18 protein-coding genes are annotated in these 16,504 nt (G+C 37.9%); 9 read left to right on the top strand and 9 right to left on the bottom strand.

What is annotated here, in order from left to right; translation table 11 throughout:
• Positions 1-62: 62 nt before the first annotated feature.
• Together BMY50_RS04775 and BMY50_RS04770 are read left to right on the top strand one after the other, a co-directional pair.
• Positions 63-1,607, top strand: a complete 1,545-nt coding sequence (locus BMY50_RS04775) for a M61 family metallopeptidase (RefSeq protein ID WP_093319257.1) — start codon at positions 63-65, stop codon at positions 1,605-1,607.
• Positions 1,608-1,695: 88 nt separating this feature from the next.
• The gene (locus BMY50_RS04770) at positions 1,696-3,288 is read left to right on the top strand and encodes a gluconokinase (RefSeq protein ID WP_238383661.1); all 1,593 of its coding nucleotides are present in this window, start codon (positions 1,696-1,698) and stop codon (positions 3,286-3,288) included.
• A 14-nt stretch (positions 3,289-3,302) separates the two neighbouring features.
• Here the strand turns inward: BMY50_RS04770 and BMY50_RS04765 are convergent, their stop codons facing one another.
• Positions 3,303-4,067: a methyltransferase domain-containing protein gene (locus BMY50_RS04765; protein ID WP_093319247.1), complete on the bottom strand. Its 765-nt coding sequence runs from the start codon at positions 4,065-4,067 to the stop codon at positions 3,303-3,305.
• Between the two features lie 282 nt (positions 4,068-4,349).
• On the opposite strand from BMY50_RS04765, the gene BMY50_RS04760 reads away from it, so the two are divergent.
• Entirely contained in the window at positions 4,350-6,638 is a 2,289-nt protein-coding gene (locus BMY50_RS04760) for a M28 family metallopeptidase (RefSeq protein ID WP_093319244.1), read from the top strand.
• Positions 6,639-6,681: 43 nt separating this feature from the next.
• Positions 6,682-7,260: a peroxiredoxin family protein gene (locus BMY50_RS04755; RefSeq protein ID WP_093319239.1), complete on the top strand. Its 579-nt coding sequence runs from the start codon at positions 6,682-6,684 to the stop codon at positions 7,258-7,260.
• Positions 7,261-7,364: 104 nt separating this feature from the next.
• Here the strand turns inward: BMY50_RS04755 and BMY50_RS04750 are convergent, their stop codons facing one another.
• From BMY50_RS04750 to BMY50_RS28550, 4 genes are all read right to left on the bottom strand, one after another.
• Complete coding sequence (locus tag BMY50_RS04750) at positions 7,365-7,583, bottom strand: hypothetical protein (protein ID WP_093319234.1); 219 nt, start codon at positions 7,581-7,583, stop codon at positions 7,365-7,367.
• 141 nt (positions 7,584-7,724) lie between these two features.
• On the bottom strand, positions 7,725-8,582 hold the full coding sequence (locus BMY50_RS04745) for a sigma-70 family RNA polymerase sigma factor (RefSeq protein WP_093319230.1): 858 nt from the start codon (positions 8,580-8,582) through the stop codon (positions 7,725-7,727).
• A 140-nt stretch (positions 8,583-8,722) separates the two neighbouring features.
• A complete protein-coding gene (locus BMY50_RS04740) occupies positions 8,723-8,914 on the bottom strand; it encodes a cold-shock protein (RefSeq protein WP_093319225.1) in 192 nt (63 codons plus the stop codon).
• 69 nt (positions 8,915-8,983) lie between these two features.
• Complete coding sequence (locus tag BMY50_RS28550; RefSeq protein ID WP_262496881.1) at positions 8,984-9,115, bottom strand: hypothetical protein; 132 nt, start codon at positions 9,113-9,115, stop codon at positions 8,984-8,986.
• Between the two features lie 550 nt (positions 9,116-9,665).
• On the opposite strand from BMY50_RS28550, the gene BMY50_RS04735 reads away from it, so the two are divergent.
• Entirely contained in the window at positions 9,666-10,700 is a 1,035-nt protein-coding gene (locus BMY50_RS04735; RefSeq protein WP_093319222.1) for a fatty acid desaturase, read from the top strand.
• Between the two features lie 147 nt (positions 10,701-10,847).
• On the opposite strand, the gene BMY50_RS04730 is transcribed toward BMY50_RS04735, so the two are convergent.
• Positions 10,848-11,039, bottom strand: coding sequence for a cold-shock protein (locus tag BMY50_RS04730; protein ID WP_093319217.1), 192 nt, complete (start codon positions 11,037-11,039; stop codon positions 10,848-10,850).
• Positions 11,040-11,144: 105 nt separating this feature from the next.
• Positions 11,145-11,972 carry a sulfurtransferase gene (locus BMY50_RS04725; protein WP_093319213.1) on the bottom strand — a complete coding sequence of 276 codons (828 nt, stop codon included), beginning with the start codon at positions 11,970-11,972 and terminating at the stop codon, positions 11,145-11,147.
• Between the two features lie 176 nt (positions 11,973-12,148).
• Between BMY50_RS04725 and BMY50_RS04720 the strand changes: the two genes are divergently transcribed.
• Positions 12,149-13,405, top strand: a complete 1,257-nt coding sequence (locus BMY50_RS04720; RefSeq protein ID WP_093319207.1) for a sialidase family protein — start codon at positions 12,149-12,151, stop codon at positions 13,403-13,405.
• Between the two features lie 57 nt (positions 13,406-13,462).
• Here the strand turns inward: BMY50_RS04720 and BMY50_RS04715 are convergent, their stop codons facing one another.
• Complete coding sequence (locus BMY50_RS04715) at positions 13,463-13,651, bottom strand: hypothetical protein (RefSeq protein WP_093319202.1); 189 nt, start codon at positions 13,649-13,651, stop codon at positions 13,463-13,465.
• Positions 13,652-13,803: 152 nt separating this feature from the next.
• Positions 13,804-14,058, bottom strand: a complete 255-nt coding sequence (locus BMY50_RS04710) for a hypothetical protein (RefSeq protein WP_093319198.1) — start codon at positions 14,056-14,058, stop codon at positions 13,804-13,806.
• 318 nt (positions 14,059-14,376) lie between these two features.
• Between BMY50_RS04710 and BMY50_RS04705 the strand changes: the two genes are divergently transcribed.
• The 3 genes from BMY50_RS04705 to tpx all read left to right on the top strand — a co-directional run bounded on the left by BMY50_RS04705 (position 14,377) and on the right by tpx (position 16,466).
• Complete coding sequence (locus BMY50_RS04705; RefSeq protein WP_093319194.1) at positions 14,377-14,805, top strand: CBS domain-containing protein; 429 nt, start codon at positions 14,377-14,379, stop codon at positions 14,803-14,805.
• 137 nt (positions 14,806-14,942) lie between these two features.
• Complete coding sequence (xth, locus tag BMY50_RS04700; protein ID WP_093319190.1) at positions 14,943-15,725, top strand: exodeoxyribonuclease III; 783 nt, start codon at positions 14,943-14,945, stop codon at positions 15,723-15,725.
• A gap of 243 nt (positions 15,726-15,968) precedes the next feature.
• Positions 15,969-16,466: a thiol peroxidase gene (tpx, locus tag BMY50_RS04695; protein WP_093323575.1), complete on the top strand. Its 498-nt coding sequence runs from the start codon at positions 15,969-15,971 to the stop codon at positions 16,464-16,466.
• The last annotated feature ends 38 nt before the right edge of the window (positions 16,467-16,504 follow it).

Genomic DNA, 16,504 nt, shown 5'->3' with positions numbered 1-16,504 from the left:
AGGCTTTCTTTATTGGTGAGGTGTTTTAAAAAATTAAATTAACTTTGGGGTAAATACATTTTATGAAAAAAACGCTTCTATTATTAGTTTCTATTTTTGCTTGTATCCATTTTTCCTTTGCACAGAAATATCAATATACGGTTGACCTTAAGAACATACAAGACGATAAATTATCCGTTACGCTTCTTACACCAAAAGTAACAAGTAAAAAAGTGATCTTTTCTTTGCCCAAAATTATCCCGGGAACTTATGCAATTAGCGATTACGGTAATTTTATCACGGAGCTCGTTGCCTTGAATGAAAAAGGTAAAAAGCTTCCTGTTCGTCAAATAAACGTTAATCAATGGGAGATTTCTAAATCGAAAAAGCTAGCTAAAATTACCTACACTGTAGAAGATATATTTGACACAGATAAGTCGCATAACATTTATCCTATGGCGGCTACCAATATTGAAGTAAATAAAAATGTAGTTATCAATTCGCCAGGGGTATTTGGGTATTTAGAAGAAAAAGGAAAATTACCTTTCGAAGTTACGTTTAGTAAGCCTGAAAATTTTTATGCGTCTTCCAGCAGGATTCCCACCGTCACTAATACCACTACAGATGTCTTTCATTTGTCGGATCTTGATGACCTCTATGACACACCAATCATGTATGGGGTAGCAGATACTACTTCCGTAAAGGTAGGCAATTGTGATGTATTGATCTCTGTTTATTCACCCAATCAGTTAATACATGCAAAGGAAATTGCGGGTTGGCTCACCAGTTTACTTCAAGGGGCTAAAAAATACTTAGGAGGTAAACTTCCCACTGATCGCTACGCTTTTCTTTACTATTTTAAAGATCCGATGGAGAAACAATCTTTCAAACCGGGCCTTGCGGGTGCTTTGGAACATACAACTTCTTCTTTTTATTACCTGCCTGAATTGCCACCGGATCAGCTTAAGAGCTTCATAGTAGATGTTTCTTCCCACGAGTTCTTTCATATTATTACGCCACTAACAATTGCTTCGAAAGAAGTTAAAGCGTTTAACTATAATACGCCCATACTATCGGAACATCTTTGGCTATACGAGGGATCAACAGAATATACGGCCCATCATGTACAGGTAAAGAGTGGCATTAATACGGAGCAGGAATTTTTGGACAAACTTTCAAAAAAAATAGCGGATGCTGAAAGTAAATATAATGACACGTTAGCGTTTACCCAATTAAGTAAATATGCTGCGACAACCTATGCTGAACAATATGGCAACGTGTACCAAAAAGGAGCATTAATTGCAGCATGCTTAGACATCTATCTGCTTCACTTGTCGGACGGTGGCTATGGCTTTAAAAACTTAACACATGATTTAGGGGTTCGTTTTGGAAAACAGCGCTATTTTGAAGATGATCAATTGTTTGATGAAATTGAAAAGCTAAGCTACCCGGAAATAAAGCAATTTCTAGTGAAATATGTACAGGGAACAACGCCGATTCCGTATGATTACTATTTTGGACTTGCAGGAATTAAATACCAAGCTTCGGGTGAAAGAAAGCTCGTGCCGGATAGCGGTGCTGGAAAAAAAGCATTGATGGTACAAAAGGCTTGGTTAAAAGCTGATTAGCTGACGATTAACGCTTTGGCATGAACAGGGCAAAAATAGATGCCTGTTTGAACTGAATCTGTATTTAGGAAAAAAAAGACTTTAAAGAATGATGAACCGTCCATGTTTATCCGCCAGCTGGCGGATAAACATGGTAAGCTCCATACGACCGATGGATAAAAATTATTTACGGATGAAACATATTGTTGCAGTTGATATTGGAACGTCAAGTACAAAAGCAATTGCCTTAGATCTTAACGGAAAAATTATAGCAGAGCATTATGTTTCGTATCCCATTATTTCGCCTCGTCCTTCTTATTCAGAACAGGACCCTGAAATTTTATTTGATGCTGTTGTCACTTGTATAGCACAAGTTTCTAAGCTCATGAAAATCAAATATGAGCAGTTGGACCTGTTAGGCGTAAGTTTTAGCAGCGCCATGCACGGACTAATAGCAATGGATAGCAATGGAAAGCCATTGACCAATTGTATTATTTGGGCAGATACCAGAAGTGAGTCATTTGCGGAGCACCTTAAGGGAACATCCTTGGGGCATGATATTTATATGAATACTGGAACGCCTATCCATCCCATGTCGCCTCTTTGCAAATTAGGCTGGATGCGGCAGCATATGAAAGGAGTTTTTGAAGCTACCGATAAATTTATCTCTATCAAAGAGTATGTGTTTTATAAGCTTTTTGGAGAATACGTGGTCGACTATTCTATTGCCTCGGCTACAGGCTTGTTCGAAACGCTTACACAAAAATGGTATGGACCTGCTTTGGAGATCGCTGGTATTGCTGCTGACAGGCTTTCTACGCTTGTTCCCATCACGCATGCTTTAACGACGCTGGATGCTCGTTATGCGGAGAAAATGCAAATAAATGCTGATACGCCTTTTATAATTGGTGGAAGTGATGGCTGTCTTGCTAATTTAGGGGCACAAGCTGTGCGCAATGGGGTTGCTTCTGTTACGATCGGTACAAGTGGTGCTATTCGTGTTGTTTCCGACAAACTTGTTGCTGATCATAAGGAACGTATTTTTAGCTATATAATTTCACCGGAGATGTTTGTTTTGGGTGGAGCGGTAAATAATGGAGGTAATATACTGAGATGGTTTCAAGACGGTTTTGTTGCGTCTAAAGATCAGCCTTCAGACAAGAGTTTACCTACTGCGTTCAATCTGCTGACCAAAGAAGCCTCGTCTGTAAATGCGGGCTCGGATGGACTGATATTTTTACCTTACCTGACAGGGGAGCGGGCACCTCATTGGGATGCGAGCGCAAAGGGCGTTTTTTTTGGGATACAAATGCACCATCAGCGCGCTCATTTTATTAGAGCAATGATGGAGGGTATTATTTTTGGAATATTTAGTGTTGGTAAAGCGCTAGAAGAAACGGCGGGAGAGCTCAAGGTAATCTTAGCCAGTGGAGGTTTCGCCCGTTCAGACTTGTGGGTGCAAATGCTTGCAGATGTTTTTAACAAAAAAGTATATGTAAAAGAAAGCGTGGAAAGTTCTGCCGTTGGAGCAGCAATAGTTGCTATGAATGCATTACAGCTTATAGATGGTTTTATTCTAGATGATGATGAATTTGTTCCTTCCATTGCTGCCTTTGATCCAAATAAGGAAAATCATGCTATTTATAGGGAGAACTTTGGCACCTTTGAACGTTTATATGAGAAACTGAAGGATGAGTTTTAGTGCTGCCATCGACATTAAAACGTTGCGCCTATAAGAATTCTCTTAAATGGATATAAGACAGGGCTTTTGAGGAATTTTTTATGAATACGATTCTTAAATTCCAGTATAAAATCCTCTTTTATTCCACTTTCAAGCTTTTCTACATAAGGTATCAAAGCTGTACCAGCAATCCATTCAAATAAATCGTCAGGGTTAGGTACAATGAGCGGATAAATTTTCTCGTATACGGTCATACTTTTACAGCCATTGTCGAAAAGTAAATGAGCATAAACTTCTGTTCTTAATACAGGCGAGGTTCGGTGCCAACTGTTCAGGGCTTTTTGGTAGGATTCTTCATTAGCCAGTTCATCGAGCATTTTGTTTAATAGATTGTCCTTTTGCGATGGAATTTGAATGGCTAATTGTCCGTTTTTTTTAAGGCTAGCAATAATTTTAGGTATGAGTACTTCATGGTTGTCAGACCACTGTATAGCCGCATTAGAAAATACCAGGTCCCATTCTTGATTACTATTAAGCTGTTCTTCTATCGTTTTTTGCACAAACCTGATGCGCTCATTGCTGAATGCTTGTGCTTCATTGAGCATTTCTTTTGAAGAATCAATTCCTACTACGTTTGCTGTAGCTAACTTGTCGGCTAGCTTTCTAGTCAACTCACCTGTTCCACAACCTAAATCAATCACCTCCATATCTGGTTTGATCTCAATAAGTGATAGCAAATCGTAAAAAGGTGCAAATCGCTCAGTTTTGAACTTGTTGTATTTATTTGGGTCCCAGGCCATAATGTTATGTAAGTGTTAAATTTATCCAATGATGATAAGCCTTCTTGAACATATGCAGAGATGGCTAGGGCAGTGAAACTACTATTTTCAATTGGTTTATCAAAAACGAATTCGTAATGCATATTCGTTTATATGTAAAATATAATAGGAATTCGTTTAAAGATGCAATCGGAAGATAAATGAGGGGTAGAAATTGATTATAAAATAAATGTCAATTTATTTTAAATAAAACTACTAAAAAGGTAGATATAATGTATTTTTGGCTTATCAATTTTAGCAAACATGAACATACGCTTACCCAAAGTGCTCCACAGCAATATTAATTTACCGGTGAATACTGAAAATAGTGGTATCCACCAACTATTTAAGAGAAGTGTTTATAGAAAAACGATAATAGTCACAAACTTGCTTGTATCAGCATTTTCTATAGGACTTTATGCCCAAACAAAAGAGCAGCAGGTTTTGGAGCAGAAATTTGATAATTTATTACAAAAAGAAAGTATCGGTAGAAATATAAAGGAGCTGTCTGCTAAACCGCATCATTTGGGCTCCGATGCAGGTAAAGATGTAGCGGAGAACATTCATAAACAGTTTCAATCGTATGGTTGGGATTCAAACATAGAGACCTATTATGTATTATTCCCTACGCCTATTGAACGCAAATTGGAATTATTGGCACCAAACAAGTTCACTGCTGTTTTAAAAGAACCGGCCTTCGCTGAAGATGCTACTTCAGGACAGGACGGACAATTGCCTACTTATAATGCTTGGGGTGCGGATGGTGATGTAACTGCCCCATTGGTTTATGTGAATTATGGTTTGCCTACTGATTATGAGCAACTAGAGCGATTGGGAATTGATGTGAAGGGTAAAATTGTTATTGCAAAATATGGAAAGAGCTGGCGCGGCATTAAACCTAAAGTAGCTTATGAACATGGTGCTATAGGTTGTATTATTTATTCTGACCCCAAAGATGACGGTTATTACCAGGGGGATCCCTATCCGATAGGACCTTTTAAAAATGAACACACTGTGCAGAGAGGATCCGTTATGGATATGGTTGTTTATCCTGGAGATCCGCTTACGCCCGGAATTCCGTCGTTAAAAAATGCGAAACGTTTGACGAGGGAAGAAGCTACCACTATTTTGAAAATTCCTGTTCTCCCGATCAGCTTTCATGATGCAAAACCTTTATTAGAGGCTTTAGATGGACCGGCGGCCCCGGAGGAATGGCGCGGTGCATTGCCCTTAACGTATAGAGTAGGCGGAGGTGCAAAAACGGCTGTGCATCTTTTGATAAAGCAAAGCTGGGATATTGTACCGGCCTATAATGTTATTGCCAAAATAAAAGGGGCCGAATTTCCTGATGAATGGGTAATAAGAGGAAATCATCACGATGCCTGGGTAAACGGCGCCTCCGATCCTGTAAGCGGACTTGCGTCTCTTCTTGAGGAAGCTAAGGCAATAGGAGCGCTCGTTAAAGACGGATACAAACCAAAAAGAACATTGGTATATTGTGCATGGGATGGTGAAGAGCAATCGCTGTTGGGCTCTACGGAATGGGTAGAAGATCATGCGGAGGAACTCCGCGCGAAAGCTGTAGCCTATATTAATACGGATAATAACGGTGCAGGCTTTTTTAATGCTGGGGGTTCTCATGCGCTTACGCAACTGGTAACGGAGATAGCAAAGGATGTAAAAGATCCGCGAACACAGACGACGATTTTTGATCGTAAACGAGCGAATGAAATACTACAAGCTTCCGGTCCTTCGCAAAGTTCTTTATTGGAGAAAACAGATTTTAGCCTTGGAGCGCTGGGCACAGGATCTGACTATTCTGCTTTTCTGCAGCACCTCGGTATACCTAGTTTAAATTTCGCTTTCGACGGGGAAAGTGAGGGAGGAGAGTACCATTCCATCTATGACTCCTATGATAATTATATCCGCTTTAAAGACCCGGATTTTAGCTACGGTTTAGCCCTTTCCCAAGTGTCGGGAAGAGCAGTTTTACGGCTTGCCGATGCCACCGTTCTGCCTTTCGCGTATGATGGTTTAGCTGATGCCATCGCTCATTATGCGGAGAATCTTATTAACCAAGCGAAATCGCTTCGTAAGAGCAATGCTTTATATAATGAGTTGATTGAAAAAGGTGTATATCGGGAAGCAGCTGATCCGAAAACTAGTTTTATAGCTCCCAAAAGAAAACCGCAGGTTCCACCGTTTGATTTTACGTTGCTGCTCTCTTCTATAGATTCTCTCAAACGGGAGTCGCTGGCGCTAAAGGAACGTCAGAAAAATTTCAGTGGAAAAACTTCAGATATACCAACCATCAACAATAAATTATTTCAAGCGGAAAAGAAATTGCTGCTCGCGAGCGGATTGCCCCGACGCGCCTGGTACAGTCATAGCATTTATGCACCAGGCTATTATACGGGGTATGGAGTGAAAACGCTTCCAGGTGTGCGGGAAGGATTGGAAGAAGGACACTACAAAGAAGCAGAAGAGGGTCTTTCGCAACTCACTAATGCAATTAGAAGTTTAACAAATGCATTAAAAGAGATTGGTGAATAAGTTTTATAATGTTGTATCTATTAAATTGATAAATCATTTTCTAATGAAAACGTATATATTAAACCTGATTATTATATTGGTTGCCTTTACCGTTAAGGCGCAGGATAGTAAATTTGAAAATCCTAATAGCGACAACCGCGGTTACCTTGTGCGGGTAGGAGACATTGCTCCTGATGATTTTGAGCTGGTACTGCAAGATGGAAGCAAAACATCTTTGAAAGAGTTGAGAGGAAAAATTGTTGTGCTACAATTTACTGCATCTTGGTGTAAAGTGTGCCGCGAGGAAATGCCGCATCTAGAGCGCGAAATATGGCAGGCCTATAAGGATAAGGATGTAGTGCTTATTGGTGTTGATCGTGATGAACCACTAGAAACCGTGCAAAAATTCCATAAGAATATGCAGATAAGCTATCCATTGGCATTAGATCCTAATGCTGCTATTTTTCAAAAATTTGCGGATAAAAAGGCTGGTGTAACGCGTAATGTACTCATCGACCGCGCCGGTAAGATTCAATATTTAACGCGTTTGTTTGATAAAGAAGAATTCAGTAATCTGGTGCAGGTCGTTGATAGACTTAGTAAAGATGGGCGGGGTAAATCCGCTGAAAAAGGGTTAGAATAGTATTTATTTATTCACAAGCTCATGCCATTTTCATTTTTTGGGCGTCTATGCCTGCTGACGCCCTTAATTTGTGTTTAAATGGGATGTTGAGAAACGGATGCTACCTACAGTGAATCCTTCTTTAGCGAATCTTTTTTAGTTAGCTCTTCATTCGGTTGATCATTACGCATGTTGTTATCATTTAAAGGCGTAGCGGATTCCACAGTATCTGTGTAATCTGTTTCGCTTTCAAGGTTATTTTCTTTGCTCTTTTGGCCACAGCTAGAAAATATTAAGGTTCCTGCAAGGAATACAATGCCAATAGTACTTTTAATAATGCTCATGATCTTATCTGCTTTTTATACTTTTATTACAATTAAAAAAGCAATTTGTTTGTTAAATCCATAGAGTAGGCAAACTGATTGCCTTAGATTAATATAACAGGTCATGTGATCAGGATTTACCTCGCATTATTGGTTTACTGTCTACATATTTAATAATAAGTCTCTACCGGATGATGAATGCTTAATATGAAGTAAAGCCTTTGTTTTTAATTGTCTAATGCGTTCACGGGTAAGCTGAAGCTCGTCGGCTATTTCTTCCAGCGTATGTGGCTCATTGCTAAAAAGACCGTAAAACAGTACCAGTATTTGCTGCTCGCGTGAAGAAAGATTTTCCAGTGCTTTATGAATTTGTATATTAAGTGAATCCAGTACCAATTGCTGATCGGTAGGCGCTTCGAAGTTTGGTAAAACATCTAAAAGAGTGCCTTCTTCCATCATAATGGAGGGGGCATCAACGGAGATCTGCCTTTCGGCATTTTTTAATGCGTCAATAATTCTTTCGGGCGAAGTGTCTAAGTCTAAAGCTAACTCGTCAATACTAGGTTCCCGTTCAAGCCGTTGCTCAAGTGAAGCTTGTGCTTTTCGGACTTTAATTAGGTTAGAAATCTGATTACCGGGAAGACGCACCACACGCGATTGAATGGAAACGGCAGACATTATACTCTGTCTTATCCACCAAACGGCATAGGAGATAAACTTGAATCCCTTTGTTTCATCAAATCGCTTTGCCGCTTTTACCAATCCTAAATTGCCTTCATTTATTAAGTCTTCAAGTACTAAACCTTGATGTTGATATTGTTTGGCAACAGATATTACAAATCTCAAATTTGCTCTTGTAAGACGTTCTAATGCAGCCTGGTCGCCTTCTCTTATTTTCTTTGCAAGAATAGCTTCTTCATCGGCACTGATTAATTCGATTTTACTTACTTCTGTTAGGTACAAACTTAAGGAGTGATTACTACGGTTGGTTATAGATTCGGAAATCTTTAGCTGTCTCATTTTTATTTTTTACATTTATTTGCAGACCCCCTTTTCAAAGCAGATCTTTCATTATAAGAATATGCAAATAGTAAACGGATTTTGTATTAAATAAAAGAGCACTCTTTCGTCAAAAAGAATGCTTCAGAAAGACCAAAGAATTAGGCGATTTTTACTTTGACAGCACTTAAGCCTTTAGGGCCCTGTACAACATCAAATACAACCTCATCATTCTCCCGTACTTTATCAATTAATCCTGAAATATGTACAAATATTTCGTTTTCACTGGATTGTAATGTGATAAATCCAAATCCTCTACTTTCGTTAAAAAACTTTATAGTTCCTTTTTGCATAATATATTTTTACTCTTCAAATTAAATTGTTTAAGGATTTTCTTTAATTAATTATTACAATAATATTTGCTATTTCCCTTTCTTGGTAGCTGGTTTTCCTGTTGAAATAATTTCTGCTTTTGTTGAAGCATTTTTGCCGCTCTGGTAATCTGAAGCGGTCTTCTTTTCTGTGCTCTTTGGCGTTTTTTTATCTCTGCTCATAGTAAAATGAATAAGTGTGAAAATTTAATCCGCTGTTATCTACTCTGTAACAATAGAATATTTGATATATGTAGCGCACTATTTTATCGCTATTACATAATCTAAATAGCCTGGATTAGATAATCCGGGTGGAAATAATAAGACTGCTTGCGTATTTCGTTTCTAAATATACGATTGTATTGGTGGTAGTTTTCCATTGTAATGATATTAAAAAAATGACTACTATGTTTTACAATGAAAGAGTATTTTAAAGGTGTAAACTTTTCAATAGGTTTCAATCAAAAATAGCCTTTTATATTTGAAGGCTATTAAGTTGAATGAGAGATACCAATATCTCCATCTTTAAAAATCCTGTCTTCAATCTTTTTCGAGACATTCGTAAATATAATAAATTAATTGGAAACCAAAGAATTAATATTTGATTTGGTTGGATAAGCGTGTAGAAAAGGCATGTTGAGCTGGTCTATAAAATGTTAAGTAATGTTAATTTTTTGTCAAATTGCATGTTTTACCAATAAAAGGTTGTACTTTCCGTGAATTATTGGTAAAGATGTTATTAGATAAAGTGCTAGATCCACCTTCTTATGGGTGGGCAGATCAAAGAGGAGCGTTAAGTAAACCAACCACAAAACAAATCCTGCGAGAATTTTTCAAACGTTTAAATATTTTTCGATCAAGAAAAAATTGGCTGCCTTTATTTAGCTGGTTAAGAGTGATTGTATTAATACCGCTGCTGTTTCTTTTTATTTTTAAATTTTTCAGCATAGGCTTGCTGCTTATCGCATTCGTATACAGCATGATTATTATGGGGACTCATGGGACCATCTGGCATCATCGCTACTGTACACACAAGGCATATGAATTTAAAAATCGCTTCTGGAGAATTCTAACTCAAAATCTAACGATAAGCATGATTCCAGAAGAAATATATGCTATTTCTCATCACGTACACCACGCAAAGTCGGATCAACCGGGAGATCCTTATAATGCGAACGGAGGTTTTCTTTATTGTTTTCTGGCAGATGTAAACCATCAACCTATTTCAAAGGACTTAACGACAGACGAATATAGCCGTACGATTCAGCTTATGTCCCATACCGGTGTGCAGCCCAATTCTTATAACAGTTACCAAAAATGGGGATCAATCGTTCATCCAGGACGTGCTTTGCTGGAATGTACCCTAAATTGGACCATATGGTATGCTATATTTTATCTGATCGGCGGACATGGTTTAGCCTGTGCACTATTTGGAGCTGCTGCATTTTGGGCTGTTGGCGTGCGTACATTCAATTATGAAGGGCATGGAAAGGGAGAAGATAAACGAAGAAAGGGCTATGATTTCAATGAAAAAGATATGTCTATTAATCAGCTCTGGCCAGGTATCGTAGCAGGGGAGTGGCATAATAATCATCACCTCTATCCGAGAAGTGCCCGTTCTGGATTTTTGGTTCACCAGATTGACCTGGCTTGGTATTATATTAAATTCTTGCATTTTATAGGAGGGGTGACTTCTTATCATGACTCTAAAGCCTCTTTCTTAGAAAAATACGCAAATAAAGCTATAGCAAAAGAAGTAGTAAACTAATTCTTTTAACATTTTATCGGTAGGACAATCTGTTCTATTTGTAAGCACTGCAATTATTTTACTGCACATGAGCATGCAATTTGCTGAAAATATTGCACAAAAAAAGCCATCCCTAAGGATGGCTTTTGTCAATATCTGAATGTTGAACTATGCCAACTTAACATTTACTGCGTTTAAACCTTTTTGACCTTGTTCTACATCAAATACAACATCATCGTTCTCACGAATACGGTCTTTTAACCCAGATGAATGAACAAAAATTTCACGTCCACCATCGTTGGGGGTGATAAATCCGAAACCTTTAGTTTCGTTGAAAAATTTTACTACGCCTTCTTGCATTGTATAAAAATAAAATAAAAATTAATTAGGACAAAGGTAGGTATATTTAATTGATATATAGATTTTTTTACTTTTTATTATTTTAGCTATTTAGCGCTGCCATTTTCAATCTGCAATGTTTTTATCATAATAGCCCCATTCGGCCCATGAACCGTCATATACTGCTTTGGCATTTTTAAGAATTAATTCACTTGCAAGTAAAACAATACAGGCGGTAACACCAGATCCGCAACTAAAAACCAATGTTTTATTATCGGTACCTACAGGGGCGAAAATTTTCGTCAGCTCTTCTTTCGTTTTGTATTGCCCGTTTAAAAGAACCTCCTGGAAAGGAATATTTAGCGACCCGGGAATATGTCCGGATCGCAGACCTTCTCTGGGTTCTGGATCTAATCCATTAAATCGGTTAGCTGCTCTGGCGTCGATAACAATGGCTTGCTGCAACGTTAAGTTGTCGGTTATAAAGGTATAGTCTTTCACCTTTTCTGCTATAAAAGTTGCTTTAAAATTTCCTTGTTTTCCATAAGCATTTTGAACAGGCTCAACAGGATAACCTTTGTTTTTCCATGCCGGCAATCCGCCGTCAAGCACACTTATAGCAGAATGACCCATCGCCTTAAACATCCACCATACTCTCGGGCTAAAATAGATGCCCAGATTATCGTATACAACGATTTTGCTGGATTTGTTGATGCCTAGTTTTCGACAAGCTGCTTCGAAGTGAAGAGGACTTGGAAGCATATGCGGAAATTTATGTGTAGGATCGCTAAAATCTTTTTCCAAATTAACTGGACGGGCATTCGCAATCTGAAAATTTTTGCCACTGCTTTCCATATTGGCCTTGTTGCTTTTCTGGCTTGCATCTAGCACAATCAAATCAACCTCTTCAAGATTTTTATGCAACCATTCGACACTTACTATTGTATTCTCCATTTATTTATTTTTTTGCGATCGCCGTGTTCTTCAAAAATAATAAATAATATTTTGTTGTACTGGCTGTATCATTCACTTAGGTAGATTCTTCTATAAAAAGAAATATTTGGAATTATAAGAAATAGTTTAGACATTTGATATGTTCTACATAATAACTAATAACCAATATACTTCCTATGACTAATTTTAAAATCGGTGTTAATTATTTTGCAATCATTTATTGCATTTTAAGTGTGGCTTTTGGTGTAACAGGATGTTCCAAAAGAGCTGTAGATGCTAGTACCCTTGAAGGCCCAAATGTGTCTGCAAAAGCAGCGGTAGATGCCTCCTCAATGGCAGCACCTATAAGTACACGTAAAATATTGTTTAATGGCGGTAACGAAGGTATCTATCATTCCTTTCGTATCCCGTCTATTGTTAAAACAAAAAAGGGCACGTTGATTGCCTTTGCAGAAGGCAGAAGATGGAGCCCGAGCGATTACGGGGATATCAATATCGTATTTAAAAGATCAATTAACAATGGAACAGATTGGTCTGCATTGGGAGAAGTGGTAGGAAAGGGAGCCGGTACATGGGGTAATCCTACTGCTGTTTATGACCCGAGTGAAGGTGAGAATGGTAGAATATGGCTTTTTATGGAATGGAATGATGAATTCAAGACGCAATGGTCGGATTTTCAAGCTTGGGGAGACAGAAGAATTCATACAGCATACAGTGATGACGATGGTATTACCTGGTCTGACCCCGTTGATCGAACAAATGCGTTGACACCCACTCATTACAAATGGGATTGTGTTGGACCTGGTATCGGTATTAGAACTGCCTATAATAATCCTGGAAGGTTGGTTATTCCAGCTTATGGAAGGAATATTTACAGCGACGATCATGGTGCTACATGGCATTACGAACTTGTTTCGGAAGGTACAGACGAAAGTACAATAGTGGAACTGATGAACGGTAGTTTAATGAGAAACGATCGTCCGAATACTACGCAATGGAATTTGTCTAAGACGCGTAGAAAATCTGTTGGATCTATTTCTACTGGTTTCCCTGCTTTTTCTACCGTTTCTGCGCTTCCTGACCCTAAATGTGAAGGATCAATTCTTCGGTATAATGTTGATGACCCTAACAGGATTATTTTTCTGAATCCAAATGGTACCAGTCAGCGTTGTAATATGACGGTGAGGATCAGTTACGATGATGGTGATACTTGGCCTAAAAGTAGAGCGCTTTATAGTAGCAGTAATTGCAACTATACTTCCAGTACAGTAGTTTACGGCGGCTACTCCAGCATGGTGAAAACTTCCGACTACTGTATTGGTGCCTTAATAGAATACAATGAGAATGTGCATGATTCTGCTAATAGTAATAAATCTATAGAGTTTAATAAATTTAATCTTGCATGGATTTTGAATGGAAGTACAGAACCTTAATTTTATAAAATTATTCAGTAGTCACGAAGCATTAAAGAGGTAAATAGCCCCCCTTGACTAAAGATTTACTTGCTTTAGTATTTCATCTACCGTTTGGGAAATAGTGACTTTACTTCCGTTTATCAGCTTAATGACCGTCTGTTGTGTTGGACTAGGGTTTTCCAGTGGATAAAAAGAAAAAATATGATCGATGTTTATCCACTCTACTTGACCGGTAGGATGTATTACTTTCAGAAAGTTGCTCATATATATGCTAATATTTATTCAAGGTATATCGGACTCATTGTTTTTCCTATTAACCTAATCGATAATCTTATCATTTAACGAAGCTTTAAAGATATAAATTTAGAAAATCTTCTTACTATAATGAATCTACTGTTTTACAATTAATGCATTATTTATTTAGGTAAGATGGGATCATATTCCTTTTGTAAGTGAAAAGTTGATTGAAAAGTCAAAATGTCTGACAGTTCAGCAGTGGATAAAGTATGCCATTCATACGTGTCTAAATTATTCAATTCTAACTCCTTCGTCAGAAAATGTTCTGTAATAATATACCGCTTATTTATTCTTAAATAAGGCATAACTCTAACATTGTCATAAGTGATTCTGATCTTCAGTAATTTACTTAAAGATACCAATGACATTTTCATAAACACAAAGGTCGTTGCGATCTCAAAGTTAATATAAATTCTTGGAAACAAAGTAAATTGAAATGAAGGGTTTGAAATTCGCTGCCGGAATGATAATCTGTTATTGATTCCATGGAGAGAAAACGGAAAGCGGTCATCGGAATAGCCTCATGGCGATGAGTTAACGTGTGGGTAAATTCGTTTCTTTTATTTACAAGTAAAAACACGTATCTTTACTTTGCAACATTATTATACCTTTATTACCATTTTATCTATTTGAATAGTTTTACGTACTAACGTTTAGCGATATTTATTTACCAATTATAAACTAAACACTCTATGAGAACGGTTAAACACATTCTTAATAGCAAGCCAGCGGCTGTTTACGCTGTATCGACTAATGATTCTGTCTTGAATGCTTTGCAGCTTATGATGGAAAAAAATATCAGTGCGCTACTGGTTATCGAAGAAGATAAGCTACTTGGCATTTTCACCGAAAGGGATTATGCCCGAAAAATCATTCTACAGGGAAAATCTTCCAAGGATACGCCTATTTACGAAGCGATGACACCGAATCCTCATACAATTTCACCGATTGAAAGCATAGACAGTTGTATGGCACTTATGACTAATAAGCACTTTCGGCATTTACCTGTGATGGAAGATGACCGCGTAATAGGCATTATATCCATTGGCGATTTAGTAAAGTTCATTATTGAAGACCAAAAACAAACTATTAATCAGCTCGAAAGCTATATAAATAGTTAGATCTATAAATTATTCTTAGAGGTAAACTATTTGGTCCGTTGCATACTTTTGAAAAAAGGTATACAAAGATGACCAAGAAAGATAATAATGGCTATCTTGCGGCTCCATTTGATCCTTAAAAAGCAAATTATATACGGATGAAAATAGCTACCTATAATGTCAATGGAGTTAACGGGCATCTACCGGTTTTGCTCCGTTGGCTTAACGAAACGAAACCCGATGTTGTATGTTTGCAAGAACTAAAAGCGCCTCAAGAGAAATTTCCGGAAGAAGCTATTCGTAACACAGGTTATAATGCTATCTGGCATGGACAAAAGAGCTGGAATGGTGTTGCGATTCTAACGCGCAATTTAGAAATTAAAGAGATTCAACGGGCGCTTCCAGGTGACCCGGAAGATATTCATAGCCGTTATATCGAAGCTTTAGTTAACGGCATACATGTGGGCTGTCTTTATTTGCCGAATGGAAACCCGGCTCCTGGTCCAAAATTCGACTACAAGCTTAGTTGGTTTAAACGGCTCACCGTTCATGCCAAGGAACTTCTTACAAAAGATATACCGATAGTGCTGGTAGGGGATTATAACGTTATTCCAACAGAACGGGATGTATATAAACCGGAACGCTGGATTGACGACGCCTTGTTTCGCCCGGAAACCCGAGCAGCATTTGAGGAGTTGCTTATGCAAGGGTGGACGGACGCGATACGAAAGCTGTATCCTGAAGATAAAATTTATACATTTTGGGATTATTTTCGGAATGCATATGGTCGTGATGCAGGGCTACGTATTGATCACTTCTTGCTGAGCCCACAACTTGAGAAGCACCTGATAGCGGCTGGTGTTGACCGCCATGTCCGTGGATGGGAAAAGACAAGCGATCATGCGCCTGTTTGGATTGAATTAAATGAAAGCCTTTATTAAAAGGAGCGAACGGATAAGGCTCCTAATGAAAAACATAATTATTTACCAAATTAATAGGATATCAATTTTTTGTAAAATAACTGATGACCCAAACTTATTTGGTCTAAAAGTGTTACCATTGTTCTCTTAATCTGTAATAAAATGAAATACTCACTCTTTTTTTGTCTTACTTTTTGTTTTTATAGCATCTCATATGCACAAAAACAATCTAACGTATATCAACAATTAAATAAAACAACAAATATGACATCTATTACATTAAAAGGCAACGCCATTCACACAGTTGGGACATTACCGAAAGTAGGAACTGATGCAAAGGATTTTTCTTTAACAGCTGTTGATTTATCCGATAAAAGTCTCAAAGAGTTTAAAGGGAAATATGTGATCTTAAATATTTTTCCTAGTGTAAATACAGGCGTGTGCGCAGCTTCTGTACGCAAATTCAATGAAGATGCAGCCAATTTGCCTAATACCACGGTTCTTTGTGTTTCCAAAGATTTACCTTTTGCGCAAGCGCAGTTTTGCGGTGCCGAAGGTATTAAGAACGTTGTGATGCTTTCTGATTTTAGATCAGATTTCGGAAAGGATTATGGTGTGGAGATTGCAGATAGCCCAATGAAAGGCTTATTGAGTAGAGCGGTTGTTGTTATTAATCCTGAGGGTAAAATTGTATATGAAGAACAAGTGCCTGAAATTGCACAAGAACCTGATTATAAGGCAGCCTTATCTGCTATTAAATAATTGAAAATTGAGGCTACTTTTTTTAAAAGCAGTTTCTT

The organism is Olivibacter domesticus (assembly GCF_900109575.1).
Lineage (GTDB): Bacteria > Bacteroidota > Bacteroidia > Sphingobacteriales > Sphingobacteriaceae > Olivibacter > Olivibacter domesticus.
This window is presented reverse-complemented; position numbering and strand designations above follow the sequence as displayed.